Here is a 15,289-nt window from a genome sequence, read left to right on the forward strand (position 1 = left end):
CCTGGGCTATTCTTCGGAGTCCATCAGCCGCTTTAGGCGCTCTTGTTCGAGGCTCAGTCCGATGGTTGAGGCGTCCGCGACGGTGACGCGGCCCGGGGGGAAGCCCTTGGGTTTACGGATATATTTGGCGCGGGTGTAGGTGACGTCGATGAGCGTGTCGTTCTTGCCCTTCGAGAACCAGGCGGCAAGCGTCGCGGCGTCGAGGAGGTCTTCGTTCTTGAGCTCTTCTTTTCGCTGGTCCATGCGCAACAGAACATGAGAGCCAGCCCAGTCGCGCGCGTGAAACCACATGTCGCGCCCCCGCGCGATGCTCGTGCTGAGCGTGTCGTTGTCGGACGCGCCGCGACCGACCATGATGACGTGGCCGTGAAAGCTGCGAAATTTGCGGTAGGGCACGCGCGCGGGCTTATCGCGCCCACTTTGCTGCTGGCGGGTGCGCTTGGGCTTGAGCGTGCCGGCGGCGATAAGCTCGGTCTCGAACGCCTCCAGGGCTTCGACCTGATCTTTTTCCTGGGCGGCGCGCTCTCGGATAAATGCATCGCGCGCGTTGGGCGATAGCTGGGCGAGGGTGCGGGGCTCGTCGGCCGTGCCAAACGCCTCGGCTGCCTCGTCGAGTTTTTGCAGGGCATCGGCCACCGCGTCTCGCAGCTCCATCGACTCCAGCAGCCGATCTTCGATCTGCGCGCGCGCGTCCTTAAGTCGCCGGTACTCGTGAAAATTATATTCGATATTTTGCTCAAGGCTCCACGACGGATCCAGCGCGATCTCAACTTCGGCCATGGACTCGTCGTAGAAGTCCACCACGCGCACCGACTTATCGCCGCGCTCCACCTTGCCCCACGCCGACTGCAATAGCTCCCCGCGCCGCCGAAACTCATCGGAGCTCTCGGCCCGCTCGAGGTCGCCCTCGATATGGCCGACCCGCCTGTCCAATTGCTTCAGGCGCTTTCGCAGGCGCGAACTCAACGCCCGGTGAATGGTCTCGAAATTCTGGGCGCTGACCTGGGTGCCGTAGTGCTCCTCAACCTTCGCAGAGCGCTCAAATTCGCCGGGGTCGAGCTCCTCCAGACCCCAGCGAACCTTCTGTCCGTAATCGCTATTCTGGGGCGCTTGGGGCGGTTGATAGGCCGAGCCGGGTTGGAGCACCCGTTCCCCGAGGGATTGACGCGATGCCTGCCCGATAATCATATCTTTGGCGTCGAGCAGATACCAATTGGGGTGCCGCCCGGTAAGCTCTACAACCAGCGCGACCGCCACGCGCGGCGCGCGCACCGGCGAATCCTCGGCGGCTAACTCCTCCTCATCGGGCTCCCACGCTGGGTCCACGGCCCTGAAGTCCATGCGCACAATCCGGTCGCCCTGCAATTGCGTGACCCGCTCAAAAAGGGCGCCTTGCAGCCAACGACGCAATTGCATCGTGAACGCCGTAGGTGTAGGCGGTTGTTGAGAGCGGTGGCGAATGAAATGAATTCGGGTCACCTGCGGTTGAGTACATAGGCAGAGGTAATGCGTATTGCCCGGCTCCCGAAGTTGTAAAATCCGCGTATGTGGATCGAATTCCAGCACACGTTGGACCACACCCCGCCCCGCGACGGCGTCGACTTCGGGGAGGATTAATTCGATTTCAGCGCGTGATAAAGTCATAATTGCATTGCTGGGGCTGAGAATAAGTCGCGGATTACCGGATTCGATTGAGCGACTATTTTAGTGTCGGTATCAAAATCTTGCAAAAGCCGCAGGGCGTGTAACAGTAGGCGAGCGTCGATTCTTTTGCGCGCCCCGGGCACCGTATTTGAAAAGTATTCCTAACACACGGGCGCGGATCCGCGAGTTTAGCTCTTTTAGGCAGGAAACACGATGAAGTTGTGGACCCCATTGCGCCGCGCGTCGGCGCTGGTATTGCTGACTGGCGCGCTGCTCTTTTCGGCGGCGCTTTCGTCCGGCTGCGCCGGCGTGAATGAGCGCGGCGAGGCTCCCCAGAGCGTTCAGGACGCCGAGTGGCACTATAAGATGGGCGCGGGGTATTTTGAGTCCAGCGAGATCCCGCTGGCGATGCGTGAATTGCACACCTCGCTGAAGCTCAACCCCCAGGAATACCGGGCGCATTATTTGCTCGGATTTATCTCGATGGGCCGGCGCAAATATCCCGACGCGATCAAGCATTTTAAGGCGACGCTCGAGATCAAGCCCGACTATCATTTCGCCAAGAATAACCTGGGGACGGTGTATTTGGCCCAGGAGCGCTGGCGCGACGCGGCGGAGCTCTTCGTGGAGTTGCTCGAGGAGCCGCTCTACCCGACGCCGGAGCTCGCCCACAATAACCTGGGCTGGGCGTATTTTAATCTGCGCCGCTATCCCGAGGCGGCCGAGAATTTCAAGATGGCGCAATTTCTCAAGCCCAGCATGTGCCTGGCCTATAATAACCTGGGCCAGACCTACGAGAAGATGAACCGCTCGGAGCAGGCGGTGAGCCAATACCGGCGGGCCCTACGGAAATGTCCAGAAGGATACGCCGAGGCACATTTTAACCTGGCGAAGTTGCTACAAAAACAGGGAATGACCGGCGCGCGCGAGCATTTCGAGAAATGCGTCCAGGCTCAGCCCGATTCCAACCTCGCCGAACGTTGTCGTCAGTATTTACAGGTTCGATAAATGCAGCATGAAATTGCCAGATGGCATTGGAGCTTTAAGCGCGGCGCGCGTGCGCTGATTCTCTGCGTCCTCGTGGGGGCTGGCGGCGGGCTCATCGGGTGCACCGAAGAGTCGGGCGCCGAGCGTGAGATGCCCGCGCCGGTCGACCATACCCGGGTCTTCGTCGAGAAGCTGTTGCCCGAGCTGGACGCGCAATTGCGCGCGCAGGCCGACGCGGTGGCCACGGGCTCCGCGTTGCAAAATTACCTCGAGATCGAGGCCAGTCATTCCTGGAATACCCGCGTCGCCGGGGGCATCAAATACGCGGATCTCTTCGCGCGCCTGTACCCCGAGATTGGCTATCATAAGGCCTTCGCGCAATCCGACGGGTTGACCCCGCGCGGCGCCGTGGTGCTGGAGACTCTGCTCAACTCCGGGCGTCACGACCTGGCGCCCGAGCCCTATCATGTGGCGCGGATTCAGACGCTGGTCAGCGAGTTGGAAAAGGTCAGCGCGCAGGACCCGGCCTGGGAGCCCATCAAGCTCAGCGGCGAAGAGGCCAATCAATTGGTCAATTGGATCGATCAGCATAAATTAGATCCAAAAGACCCGGCGACGCGCACCAAGGTCCTCGACGCACTGGTCGGCGCGTCGGTTAAAGATAGTGTTGATAAAGACGAGCTCGCCGCGAAAAAGCCTGCAAAAAAAGAGGGCGAAGAAGCGAAGACAAAGCCGCCGGCGTCGTCCGAGTTTTTGGCCACGCCCATCCCTCGGATCACCGAGACGCTCCACGGGTATTTGGGCGTCTTTGAGGCCAGCGCGAAGCTCACCGCCGAGCTTGAGCTGCGGGTGGCCGACGGTGCGCTGCGCTACGCGCGCGATATGAAGCACTTCAACCTGGTGCGCATGGATTGGCGAGATTTTCGCGACGCCGGCGGCTCCACCGCGATCATCTACGCGCGCCTGGAGAAGACGTTTAACGCGTTGCGCGAGGCCGACGCCGACACGACCCGCACGATCTTTAAGGAGCTTCAGCCCCAGCATCCCCAATACGAGCGCCTGCTCGACGCGCGCGCGCGTTATCTGGGCATCGCTGAGAACGGCGGGTGGGAGTCGGTTCGGCCCACCACGCTTGCCCTGGGCGCACGCTCAGCGCGCGTGATGGACCTGCGCACGCGTCTGGCCGCCGAGGGGTATTTGACCCTGGTCTCTGAGGAGCCTGCGCCCGTCGATGCCGCGGATTCGGATGCGGAGAGCGCCGGCGCCGATGGCTCGGCCGATGTGGCGGCGCAGCCCGACGCACAGCCCGCGCCCGTGGACCCCGATGTGGTCGACCAGGCCTTGCTCGATGCGGTCAAGCTCTACCAAGAGACCCACCAATTTAACGCCAGCACCACCTCTCCGGATGCCGGCTTTTGGCGCAGCCTGAACGTCCCGATCGCCCGGCGTATCGAGCAGATCGAGCTGAGCATTCAGCGCTGGCGCGAGTCTCAATACGAGGGCGAGAAAGACTATATTATGGTCAATATCCCGGACTTCCACGCCGAGGTCTTCGTCGACCACGAGCCCCAGATGCGCTTTCGCGTGGTGACCGGCGACAATAAGAGGGTCTGCGACCCGAAGACCGAAAAGTGGACCTACCCGCACGCCACGCCCATCATGATGGCCGAGCTGAACCACGTCATTATCAACCCCTATTGGTATGTGCCCCAGAGCATCATCACCAATGAGCTTGAGCCGAAGATGAAGCGGGACCCGGATTATCTGGCCAAAAATGGCTATGAGATCGTCGAGCTCAACGGGCGTGAGTCGATCCGCCAGCTCCCGGGGCCCAATAACGCCCTGGGCTTCGTGAAGTTTATCTTCCCGAACGCCGGCAATATCTACATGCACGACACGCCGTCGAAGCGGTATTTCGACTACCCGGTGCGCGCGTTTAGCCACGGCTGTGTGCGCGTGCATGAGCCCAAGAAGCTCGCTGAGTTTTTGCTCGGCAATGACCCGACGGCCAAAAAATACGATGTCGATGAGTTGATCGACTCGAAGCGGCAGCGCTACGTCGAGCTGGAGAAGAAGATCCCGGTCTTCCTCGAGTATAAGACCGTGCGCGTCGACGACGCGGGGCATGTGAACTTCCTGGCCGATATCTACCGCAAGGATCGTCTGCGCTCGATCACCGACCCCGAGGAGCGCAAGCAATACGAGATGTGTAGCCCGCGGCGGGCCAAGCCCGCGCCGGCGCCGCCGGAGGCCGGCGATGAGCACGACACCACGCTCCCCGAGGGCGTTGAGTCCGACGTCGGTCCCTGACCCAAAAAAACGGGCGCCTCGGGCGCCCGTTTTTTTGGGGGAGTTCGGTGTGCTCAGAAGAGGATTTCGGGGACCGCCGGCTCCAGGCCGCGCGGCATCATCGGGGCCTTAAAGCCCGACAGGTCGAGCAGCGGGATGATCCGGCGAAGATCCATCACGGTGCCCAGCCCCAGGATCTCGTGGGGATAGACCCAGCGCCCGTCGATGCACTCGCGTTTGCTCAGCGACATGCTCTCGCGGCTGCCGTTTAGGGAGCAGACGAAATACCAGGCCGATTCGAATTTCGCGACCGGTCGGCGCACTGTGACCCGTAGGCCCGTCTCCTCGAAGGCCTCGCGCACGCACGCGACCTCCGGCCACTCGTTTCGCCAGATCGTCCCGCCCGGTGGGCACCATTGGCCGCCGCGCCCCAGGTCGAGCGCCCGTCGTATAAAAAATATTTGGCCAGCGTCTTCGATTAACGCCCATGCAGAGGCCATCGTGAATCCTTCTTGGTTTCGCTAATAGTAGTTGCCCTTTTATAGTGGCGAGGGCGTATCAAGAGCGCCACTCGCAACGGGCTCATACGATATAACATAAATGGCTCGCTTCTGATTCCCGGAACTTGTCTCGGGACGAGCTTTCGCCTCAAGCATCCACGATATCGTGAATTAATCAAGAACCTCTATTTTTCGACCGCCCGCGGCGGGTCGATTTTCGCCCCGAACTGCTGCAATATGAGCCCATGAAGAGCACCGACCAAAATCAAAGCGCCGAGCTCGAAGTGCTCAAAGGGGAGCTGAGCCGGATTCGCTTCGCCAGCGAGAACGGTGAGTTCGCGGTGTGCGATCTGGAGTTGCGATCCGGCAAGACCGTCACGCTGGTGGGCAATACCCTTGGCGCCCAGCCCGGCGAGTCGGTCGAGGTCCGTGGCACCTGGCAAAAAGACCCGCGCTTTGGCCGGCAATTCGCGATCGCCTCGATCCGCGCGGTCGCGCCGACCACGCGCGAGGGCATCGAGAAATATCTTTCTAGCGGGTTGATCGAGGGCGTCGGCCCGGTGCTGGCGCGCCGGATCGTCGCGCATTTTGGCGAAGACACCCTCGATCTTCTGGACGCCGCGCCCGGGCGCATCCGCGAGGTTGAGGGGATCGGCAAGGTGCGCGCCGAGCGGATTCAGGCGGCCTGGGGCGAGCAGCGCCTGGTGCGAAGCGTCATGGTTTTCTTGCAATCCCACGGCGTCTCGCCGGGGTTTGCCGCCAAGATCTGGAAGGAATACGGCGACCAATCGGTGGCGATCGTGCGCGAGAATCCCTACCAATTGGCCGAGGATATCCGGGGCATCGGGTTTCGCAGCGCCGACGCGATCGCCCTGGACACCGGGCTCGCCCGGGACTCGCTGGCGCGGCTTCGCGCCGGCGTGCTCTACGCGCTTCGCCAGGCGCACTCGGACGGGCATATCTACCTGCCCATGGACGAGTTAAAGGCCCGCGCGGTCGAGCTCTTGGGGGTGCCGATGGATATGCTGGGCGCGGCGATCGAGTCGCTGACCCACGACGATCGCGTGGTCGTCGAGGCGCTGGGCGGCGGGCGGGCGCCGGCGGTGTATCGCGCCGCCGCCCACCGCGCCGAGAGCGGCGCCGCCGAGCGGCTCCTCGAGTTATTGCAGACCAACTCGTTGCTGAAATTTGGCGATCTCGAGGCGCATCTTCAGGCCTATCTCGACGCGCAGCGCAGCGGCGATGCGCCCTTTGAACTCGCGCCCGAGCAGCGCCGGGCGGTGCTCGCGGTCTTCGAGCAAAAAGTGGCGGTCATCACCGGCGGGCCGGGCACCGGCAAGACCACGATCATCCGCGCGGTGGTGGCGCTCGCCGACAAGCTCAACCAACGCGTCGCGCTCGCCGCCCCCACGGGCCGCGCCGCCAAGCGCATGAGCGAGGCCTGCGGGCGCGAGGCGCGCACCATTCACCGCCTGCTCGAGTTCGCGCCGGGCGAGGGCGGGTTCAAATACGATAAGAAGCGCCCGTTGGACGTCGATCTTGTGGTGATCGACGAGGCATCGATGCTCGACACCTACCTTTTGCACGCCCTGGTGCGCGCGCTGCCCCCGCGCTGCGCCCTGCTGCTGGTGGGCGATATCGACCAACTTCCGAGCGTCGGGCCCGGCCACATCTTGGGCGATATCATCGACAGCGGGCGCGTCGCGGTGCTGCGGTTGACCCGCGTTTTTCGCCAGGCGCGCGAGTCGAGCATCATCGCCAACGCCCACCGCGTAAACGCCGGCCAGATGCCCGTCGCCCCGGCCCACGGCGGCGACAAATTGGTCGATTTTTATACCATCGCCGCCGCCTCGCCGCTTGAGGCCCAGCAGAAGATCCTCGATCTCATCACCGATCGCATCCCCAACGCCTTCGGGCTCGACCCGCTCAACGACGTGCAGATCCTGTCGCCCATGCATAAGGGCGAGGTCGGCTGCGGGCAGCTCAATACGCTGATTCAGGCGCGCTTTAACCCGCTCAGCGCCCCCCTTGAGCACGGCTCAAAGCTGTGGAAGGTCGGCGATAAGGTCATGCAGGTGCGCAACAATTACGATCTCGACGTGTTCAACGGCGATATCGGCCAGATTCAGGCGATCGACCGCGACGCCGAGACCGTGCGCGTCGGCTTCGACGGCCGCCCGGTGACCTATAAATTCTCGAGCCTCGACGAGCTCGTGCTGGCCTACGCGATCACCGTGCACAAGAGCCAGGGCAGCGAATACCCGGCGGTGATCCTGCCGATGCTCACCCAGCATTATGTGATGTTGCAGCGAAACCTTTTGTATACCGCGCTGACTCGGGCTAAGAGTCTGGTCATCATCGTGGGCTCGGAGAAGGCCGTCAGCATCGCCACGGCCAACCACGAAGCCCAGATGCGCTATACCCGCCTGGCCGAGCGCCTGCGCGCCCAGGGATCGTAGGGCGAGTGACCCGCGCGCATCCTGGCCGGTCTCCCCATTGAAAATAGAGCGAAAATACGCAGTTTAGGATTATGAGTTACGCACCCGAAAGCGCTGGTTTTTTTGACACAATTCAGATGTATTTTCTGGAGGTCACCGGCCGCGGCGTCATGTTCAGCGGCCGCGATATGGAGCTGTTGTGCCGCTGGCGCGACGAGGGCGCGACCGCCGCGATCATCTGCCGCGGCATCAAAGAAGCCGTCTTGAGCATGGAAGAGGGCGAGCCGCCGCGCGGCGTGCGAAGCTGCCAGGGATGGATCGAGCGCGAGATCGAGAGTGCCCGCGAGCGCGCCTCGGGCGGGCATATCGTCGCGCCCCACGAAGAGGTCGCGCCCGAGCCTGCGCCTGCCCCCGCGCCGCCCGCGCCTGTCGAAGAACAAACCGCGCAACCCGCGCCCACCAACCCCTACGAGCCCTTGCTAAAAGACGTGCTCGCCAAGATCGAAGCCGCCGGGCAGGCCTGCACCGAGGACACCCTGCGCGCCGCCTACCGCGACGCCTGGCGCGCCACCCGCGCCCTGCTCGAGCGCGACACCCTGCCCGACCCCTACGGCGCCCTCGCCGGCATCGAGGACGCCCTGGCCGACGGGTATTTCCGCGCCCTCGACCAGCAAAAACAACAAGCGATCGCCGACGCCATCAGCGCCGACGACCCCGCCGGCCTCGCCATGATGAGCCCCTCCGCCCGCGAAGAGCACCTCGCCGCCCGCCGCCGCAGCTTTTTGATGCGCGAGTATGGGTTGCCGAGTTTGTTGGATTGAGCTCGTGCGCAAAAAGGGAGGGGGTTCGGTCGCGTTGTGTTCGCGACGCCTCGTCGATCCGTGACGCGATTCGTGACGCGATCCGCGGGCTCCCTACGCTTCGCTTCGGTCACCGCGCGGCTACAAGGCCCATGCTGCGCATGGTGGGGCGGCGTTCGATGGGTGGCGGGGCGGGCGAGACGCCCGCGGTCCGGGTGGGTTGGGGGGCGACGCGATCCGCGGGCTCCCTACGCTTCGCTTCGGTCACCGCGCGGCTACAAGGCCCATGCTACGCATGGTGGGGCGTCGAGGCCGCGACGCCTAACCCACGGACGAAGCGAAGCGGAGTCCGGATTGGTAGCCGGGGGTGAGTCTCCTCGAAGCCCGAAGCTCGCGGGCGGCCTAAACTCGGCGAAACGCCCAAAACCATCATCGGGCAAGGAGCCCCCGGGGGCGGTCGAGCGGCCCAAACTCGCCGAAACGCCCAAAACCAACGTCGGGCAAGGAACCCTCGGGGGCGTGTCGTATCGTCAAACACCCCCCGATGGCTCAAAAATGACGTCGAACGTGATTTTTTGGCAGGCCGATGGGTCAAAAATGACGTCGAACGTGATTTTTTGGCAGGCCGATGGGTCAAAAATGACGTCGAACGTGATTTTTTGGCAGGCCGATGGGTCGAAAATGACGTCGAACGTGGTTTTTTGGGAGGTCGATGGGTCAAAAATGACGTTGGACGTGATTTTTTGGGAGGTCGATGGGTCGAAAATGACGTCGAACGTGGTTTTTGCGCCAGCGCGTGGCTTTGGAGGGACGTTGGGCGTGGTTTTGAGGGAGGTCAGGGGGGCAAAAACGCCCCCCGGCGCCGCCGCCGGGGGGCTCGGTGCGCCGCGGGGGCGCGTTTAGGTGATGGGGTCGGCGGCCGCCGGGGCGGGGGCGTCGGCCTCGGCAATGGGCTCAGCCTCGGGCTCGGCCACGGGCTCGCCGGTCTCGGGGTTTACGTCCTCGACCTTGCTCTGGCGGCGGTAGGCCTCGACGACGCTGGCGTTCTGGCGGTGGAATTCGGCCAGGCAGGCGGCGCGGCGCTCGGCGTGCTCGGCCGAGTCGGTGTCGAAGGTCGTCAGGACCGCGAAGACCGCGCCGGCGAATTGGTCCAGGCAGTCGCGCCGGGCGCGCTTGACCTGCTCGAAGGTGACCTTGGCGGCGTTCTCGCGCTCGAGCTCGGCGCGGAATCTAGGCACCAAAAAGTTGAGATGCTCGACGTGGCGGCGCACGCCCAGCGCGTCGACCTGCGCGCCCAGGTCGCCTGTGTTGGGGTCGAAGCGCTCAAGCAGCAGCTCCTGGTGGGCCAATTGCGCCTCGAAGCTCAGCTTCACCAGCCCGGCCAGCCCCTCGGGGAAGACCTCTTTTAAGAACGCGCTGGCCTGCTCGGCCACCGCGTCCTCGCCCACCGCCTGCCCTTGGGCGACCGCGTGCACGCCGGCCCAGACCGCGTCGATCTCGCGGTCGAGCTCGGCCGCCCCGCCGCGCGCCGTCGTGGCGAAGCTCTTGCCCTGGCGGTACGTCATCTCCATGCGCAGGCAGGCCTCATCGGCCGCGATCGCCCGGTCGCAACGCGCCACGATCGCCGCCTCGCCCAACCCCTCAGCCACCCGCCGCATCGCCTTGAGCGCAAAAATACGCCGCCCGGTCGGCAATTGACGGCTATTCAAATAATCAAACGTTCGGTGCTCCATAGTCTCGCTCCTCCCATCGAATGGGACGCAAAAAAGGTAGTCAGCGGCCGACGAGCCCACGCTCGCCGACCCGGCATCACACGTCTTCCCAGCGATACTGCGTTGTGGAAATAGGAGGCCACGGTACTACGGATTTGATTTGTGTGTATAGGGGTGAGTGGGAGAAACCGTAAAAGCATGAGACCCCGGCCAGCTTGTCTGGCCGGTGAATGAGACTGACGGCCAAGCCAACCGCGCCCAGCGCGCAGACCCCGGCCAGCTCGCCTGGCCGGTGAATGAGACTGACGGGCAAGCCAACCGCGCCCCGCGCGCAGACCCCGGCCAGCTCGCCTGGCCGGTGAATGAGACTGACGGCCAAAAGACTGGTGGCCAGTCTCGTTCGACACGGCCCATGTTGGCGGGTAGAATCGCGCATCTCGTCACTCAAAGGGCGAACTCACCACGAAGCATGGAGGATCGATGAGCATTCCCCACAAAGCAAAGATCATCGCGCATCTGCAGGCGGAGTTTGGGAGCCTGATGGCTATCTACGCCTTTGGCAGCCGCATTCAGGGCACCGCCACCCCCACGAGCGACCTGGACCTGGCCATCTTGGTGGAGGGCAAAGCCGACCCGCTCGCGTTGTGGAACGCCTCAGCCGACCTGGGAATCCTATTGGACCACGATGTCGATCTATTGGATTTTCGGGCCGCCTCGACTGTCATGCAGGCGCGGATTTTGGACACCGGCGAGCGCTGGTGGGTGCGCGATGAGCAGGCGTCGATTTATGAGGCGTTTGTGCTGAGCGAAAAGCTTCGACTCAACGAATTGCGGGCGGGAATCCTAAAAGATATTCAAGAAAGCGGGCGAATCTATGGCGAATGATGTTCTCTACAATAAGGCCGCGACGATCGAGCGTTGCGTGGGTCGCGCGCGCGAAGAATACGAGGCCGATCCCGAGAGCTTTACGGACAATTACACCCGTCAGGACGCCGCTATTTTGAATATACAGCGAGCGTGCGAAGCGGCGATTGATATGGGAACGTTTTTGGTCCGACGTGAGCGGCTCGGCCTGCCACAGAGCGCGCGTGATGTGTTCACGCTGCTGGCCGAGGGTGGCTGGATTCCCAAAGAACTCGCCGAAGACATGAAGCGGATGGTCGGCTTTCGAAATATCGCGGTTCATGATTATCGCGCGATGCAAATTCCAATCGTCGTCGCGATTATTCGAGAGCATCTGGACGAGGTTTTGGCGTTTAGTGAGCTTTTGATTCAAGGAGAACAAAAGTCGGATTGATAAGGTATGCGACGGGTGTGACTCCCAGCCAACTCGCACCCGCCCCCTTCGACGGCTGCGCTTCGCTACGCCGCCACTTCCCCCGAGGGGGGAAGGATGCCCTGGGTTTTGGAGAGGCGTTGTTAATGTCCGGAGTGTTCCATTGTGGAACGCCCCGAAAGCCCGGAGCGTTCCAGTCCCCCGCCCACCAGGCGCGCCACAGGCGCGCAACAGTATCTCTTCCCCTCAGGGAAGATGTCGCGAAGCGACAGAAGGGGGGCGACGATCTGGCGAGGGGTTTCGATACGACAGAGAGGACCTTTGTGTATAAAAGCGGGTGGGCGCGCCTCAATTCACCTCGGCCTTCAACTCCAAACGCGCCTCGCCCGGGTTATAGCTATATTCCACGATCGACCCATCCTGAATGCGCTCGATAATCTCTTCGATGACGCTCAGCGGCACCAGGAACCATTCGCGCGGCGACACCGGCTTGCCGAAGCGGTCCTTAATGGTCAGGTCGATCTGGGCGTTGGCGAGATAGCCATGCAGCAGCTTTTCAAAGCGGTTGGGGGCGACGCCGACGAGTTGGTATTCGGCGACGATCTCGACGTCGGCGAGCAGGTAGGTGGCCTGGTTGGCGGCGTCGGCGATGCGCCTGGCGACCGTGTTGGTGGTGACGCCGATCTTGTGAATAAGTTCGCGATTTTGGGCGATAAAGGGGTGGTCGGATTGGCTGCGCAGCACGTAGATCGTGCCGCTGATGATGTCGCCCTCGGAGATTTCGTTCTCGAAGAGCGGCCCCAGGTCCGCCTTGGTGACCCGGCGTGACGTGTCGTCCTTATTGAGCGCGCGCTTTAGAGAGCGCATCAAGAGGGGGCTCTCGGTTTTATTGTCAAAAATGACGCGCAGGCGCGCGTCCATATCGCCATATCCGGTCGGAAACTCCTCGCCTTTGTGAGCGACATAAGCGATCTGCCCGTTCAGGATAAATAAGTCGCCTTCCTCGGTGATCTTATTGAAATCGCACGGAATCGTCTCGCGAATTCCGGTCTTTAGGTCGGCGCGCACCTGCTCAAATATCGGCGCGAATGCCTCGAAATCCTCGCAGCGCTCGCGTTGGGCGACCTCTTCGGGCGCCAGGCGCTCGGCGGCGGGGCGCACGTGACGCAGCTCACCCAGGTCGTCGTCGTCGAATTCGCTGAGCGCGTCGGCCAATTCGTCGAAGGAGAGCTCCGCCAGGTCGTTCTCGGCCCAGCTCTTGTCTGGGTCCAATAGCCCCTCGGTGTCGAGGGGGGTGAGGAGCTCGAGCGCTTCGGGGTTTTGGCGCAGCGCTTCGAGCCGAACGGCGTAGAGGCGCTCAAATATCTCGACGCCCTCCTGGTTTCGGGGCAGGCGCTGGTGTTTTTGGACGAAGCCTAAAATATCCTCGAAGCCGAGCACGAGTTGGCGCTCGGTCTTGGAATAGCTGCGGTTTTTCTCCCGGGGGGCGAACTCTTCAAGCTCCGCGGCGAGTTCATCGATGGATAATTTATTCTTGGTCATAGAGTCCCTCCTTTCGGTAGCGCATAAAGGCGCGCGCGCCGGCGGCGAGGCGTTGTTCCCAGGCGTCAGCCGAGGTCTCCGACGGCGTTCGTCCGCGCTCTCGCTTAAATTGAACGGCGCGTAAAGCCAGTTCCTTGGCCTCGTCGAGCGGTATCTTGAGGCGCTTGCCGGTGATGGCCGCCTCGATCTTCTTCAGGTTTTTCTCATCCATCGCCTTCGACAAGATCGAATACGCTTCGCTAAACGGATTGATGCTGTCGATCAGGTCGATATTCAATTCGCGCACGTCGAGCGCGTAGCGGCGAACGCCGTCGACGAAGGCGGTGTTGGGGCTTGGCCCGCTCTCGCTGGCACCGGCACCGGCACCTGCGTCGCCGCCGTCCATAATCGTGTCGACCAGGGCATGCTTGCCCTGTTGGGTGAGCGCCATCGCGGCGATCGCCTGCTGGCGAATCGCCTCCTGGTCGTCCTCGTCGAGGTCGGGATATCGATTTTTGATGATCTTGGCCATTTTGACCTGCGTGAGCTCTTGAGCCATCAAATCTTTGTCGAAGACCCCGCGCTCGACGACCTCTTTATCCTGCAGAAAGCTCGACTGCAGATCGGTCAAATCCTCGCGGCAGATACGCTTGGCCTCGGCGCTCCGTGGCTCTTTTAGGCCGGTGATCTCGATCTCAATCTGCTTGGTCTTGGTGTTGATGCCGACGTTGTTTTCGTCCTCTTGATACCCGTCCGGGCCGTAGTCGATATCCGGGTTGGGGCCCGCGCCGGGGCGCTTGGCGCGGAACTCAAAGCGCGGGGCGAGCACTTGCTCCATGAGCAGGCTGGCCGCGATGGCCTTGAGGGTGTCGTTGACCGCCTCGGTGACGGATTCCTCCGAGGCGTCCGGCTCGGCGATGAGGTTGGTGAAGCGCGCGCGCGCCTTGCCCGGCGCGTCGCGCGTCGTACGCCCGATAATCTGGACGATCTCGGTCAAACTCGCCCGATAGCCGACGGTAAGCGCGTGCTCGCACCAGATCCAATCAAAACCCTCTTTGGCCATGCCCAGCGCGATGATGATGTCGACGTGGTCGCGGTTATGCTTTTGGCTCGCGTCGGTGAGCGCGTTTACGACCTTTTGACGCTTCAAGGGCTCGTCGTCGACCAGGTCGGCGACGCGCAAGAGCTTGCCCTCGGGCGTGCGGATGAGCTGGAAGCCGGTGGCCTCGTCGCGCCCCTCCCAGGTGCCCAGGGCGTCGCAGATCTCTTCGACCTCGCGCAGCTTATCCTTGGTGCTCTCGCGCGAGTTGACGCTCGGGATATGCACGATGGTCTTGTAGCTGGGGTCGAGGACCTCGATGATCTCGTCGACATAGGCGCCCGAATAAAAATAATAGCCGATATCGAGCTGCTTGAGGTGCTCGTAGCCGTTGAGCTGCTCATAATAGGTGTAGGTGACGGTGGCGAATTTCGCCTCGTCGATGGGGTGCAAGACGGCCTCGGCGTCGCCGCGAAAATACGAGCCGGTCATCGCCACGATATGGGCCTTGTCGCGGGCGATGAGCGCGTTGACCTGGGAGCCGAGCACATTATCGGGGTTGGCCGAGATATGATGGAACTCGTCGACCGCGACCAGGCGGCCGTCGAAGGCCTCGGCCCCCAGCGCCTCGAACGCGAAGCGGAAGGTCGCGTGGGTGCAGACCAGGAATTCATCGTCGCTCTTTAAAAACGCGGCCACCGCGTCGACCTTGCCCTCGTCGACGCCGCTGGCCTCGCAGAGATTCCAGCGCGGCTGGACCTCCCAATTGGCAAAAAAGCCGAATTCGGCGAGCGGCTCGTTATGAAAGCTCGAGCCGATGGAGCGCTCCGGCACGATCACCAGCGCCTGCTTTAAGCCCTGGCGGCGCACCTTATCGAGGGCGATAAACATCAGCGCGCGGCTCTTACCCGAGGCCGGCGGCGATTTGATCAGCAAATATTGCTCGCCGCGCTGCTCGTAGGCGCGCGCCTGCATGGGTCGCATCCCCAATGCGTCATTTTGCTTGGACACGCCGGTCTGGGCGTAGGTCGCCGTCAGCGCGGGGATGGCCGTTTGGGGTTTTTTATTCGCTTCGCTCGCCAT

General features: G+C 62.7%; 12 protein-coding genes. 7 read left to right on the plus strand and 5 right to left on the minus strand.

The features are described from left to right. Positions 1 to 6 precede the first annotated feature (6 nt). A complete protein-coding gene (locus DN745_RS01430; protein ID WP_111331473.1) occupies positions 7 to 1,644 on the minus strand; it encodes an Rqc2 family fibronectin-binding protein in 1,638 nt (545 codons plus the stop codon). Positions 1,645 to 1,857: 213 nt separating this feature from the next. Between DN745_RS01430 and DN745_RS01435 the strand changes: the two genes are divergently transcribed. Both DN745_RS01435 and DN745_RS01440 read left to right on the plus strand, forming a co-directional pair. Beyond that, the gene (locus DN745_RS01435) at positions 1,858 to 2,652 is read left to right on the plus strand and encodes a tetratricopeptide repeat protein (protein WP_111331475.1); all 795 of its coding nucleotides are present in this window, start codon (positions 1,858 to 1,860) and stop codon (positions 2,650 to 2,652) included. After that, positions 2,653 to 4,941 (plus strand): L,D-transpeptidase family protein, encoded by a 2,289-nt coding sequence (locus tag DN745_RS01440; RefSeq protein ID WP_111331477.1) that lies wholly within the window; start codon positions 2,653 to 2,655, stop codon positions 4,939 to 4,941. Positions 4,942 to 4,994: 53 nt separating this feature from the next. On the opposite strand, the gene DN745_RS01445 is transcribed toward DN745_RS01440, so the two are convergent. After that, entirely contained in the window at positions 4,995 to 5,420 is a 426-nt protein-coding gene (locus DN745_RS01445; RefSeq protein ID WP_111331479.1) for an NUDIX hydrolase, read from the minus strand. Positions 5,421 to 5,665: 245 nt separating this feature from the next. Between DN745_RS01445 and recD2 the strand changes: the two genes are divergently transcribed. From recD2 to DN745_RS01460, 3 genes are all read left to right on the plus strand, one after another. Continuing rightward, positions 5,666 to 7,879, plus strand: coding sequence for an SF1B family DNA helicase RecD2 (gene recD2 / locus DN745_RS01450; RefSeq protein ID WP_111331481.1), 2,214 nt, complete (start codon positions 5,666 to 5,668; stop codon positions 7,877 to 7,879). A gap of 71 nt (positions 7,880 to 7,950) precedes the next feature. Then, entirely contained in the window at positions 7,951 to 8,679 is a 729-nt protein-coding gene (locus DN745_RS01455; protein ID WP_133621684.1) for a hypothetical protein, read from the plus strand. Between the two features lie 534 nt (positions 8,680 to 9,213). Next, positions 9,214 to 9,561, plus strand: coding sequence for a hypothetical protein (locus DN745_RS01460; protein ID WP_111331484.1), 348 nt, complete (start codon positions 9,214 to 9,216; stop codon positions 9,559 to 9,561). Here the strand turns inward: DN745_RS01460 and DN745_RS19125 are convergent. After that, positions 9,558 to 10,391, minus strand: coding sequence for a hypothetical protein (locus DN745_RS19125; RefSeq protein ID WP_162687385.1), 834 nt, complete (start codon positions 10,389 to 10,391; stop codon positions 9,558 to 9,560). The genes DN745_RS01460 and DN745_RS19125 overlap by 4 nt on opposite strands. Positions 10,392 to 10,850: 459 nt before the next feature. Between DN745_RS19125 and mntA the strand changes: the two genes are divergently transcribed. Then, entirely contained in the window at positions 10,851 to 11,255 is a 405-nt protein-coding gene (mntA, locus tag DN745_RS01475) for a type VII toxin-antitoxin system MntA family adenylyltransferase antitoxin (RefSeq protein WP_111331486.1), read from the plus strand. Then, positions 11,245 to 11,667 (plus strand): type VII toxin-antitoxin system HepT family RNase toxin, encoded by a 423-nt coding sequence (hepT, locus tag DN745_RS01480; protein WP_111331488.1) that lies wholly within the window; start codon positions 11,245 to 11,247, stop codon positions 11,665 to 11,667. The genes mntA and hepT overlap by 11 nt, the downstream gene beginning before the upstream one ends. A gap of 327 nt (positions 11,668 to 11,994) precedes the next feature. Here hepT and DN745_RS01485 read toward each other — a convergent pair whose 3' ends face one another. Both DN745_RS01485 and DN745_RS01490 read right to left on the minus strand, forming a co-directional pair. Continuing rightward, positions 11,995 to 13,188 (minus strand): GIY-YIG nuclease family protein, encoded by a 1,194-nt coding sequence (locus DN745_RS01485; protein WP_111331489.1) that lies wholly within the window; start codon positions 13,186 to 13,188, stop codon positions 11,995 to 11,997. After that, positions 13,175 to 15,289 carry a DEAD/DEAH box helicase gene (locus DN745_RS01490; RefSeq protein ID WP_111331491.1) on the minus strand — a complete coding sequence of 705 codons (2,115 nt, stop codon included), beginning with the start codon at positions 15,287 to 15,289 and terminating at the stop codon, positions 13,175 to 13,177. The genes DN745_RS01485 and DN745_RS01490 overlap by 14 nt, the downstream gene beginning before the upstream one ends.

It is taken from the genome of Bradymonas sediminis (assembly GCF_003258315.1).
Taxonomy (GTDB): domain Bacteria; phylum Myxococcota_A; class Bradymonadia; order Bradymonadales; family Bradymonadaceae; genus Bradymonas; species Bradymonas sediminis.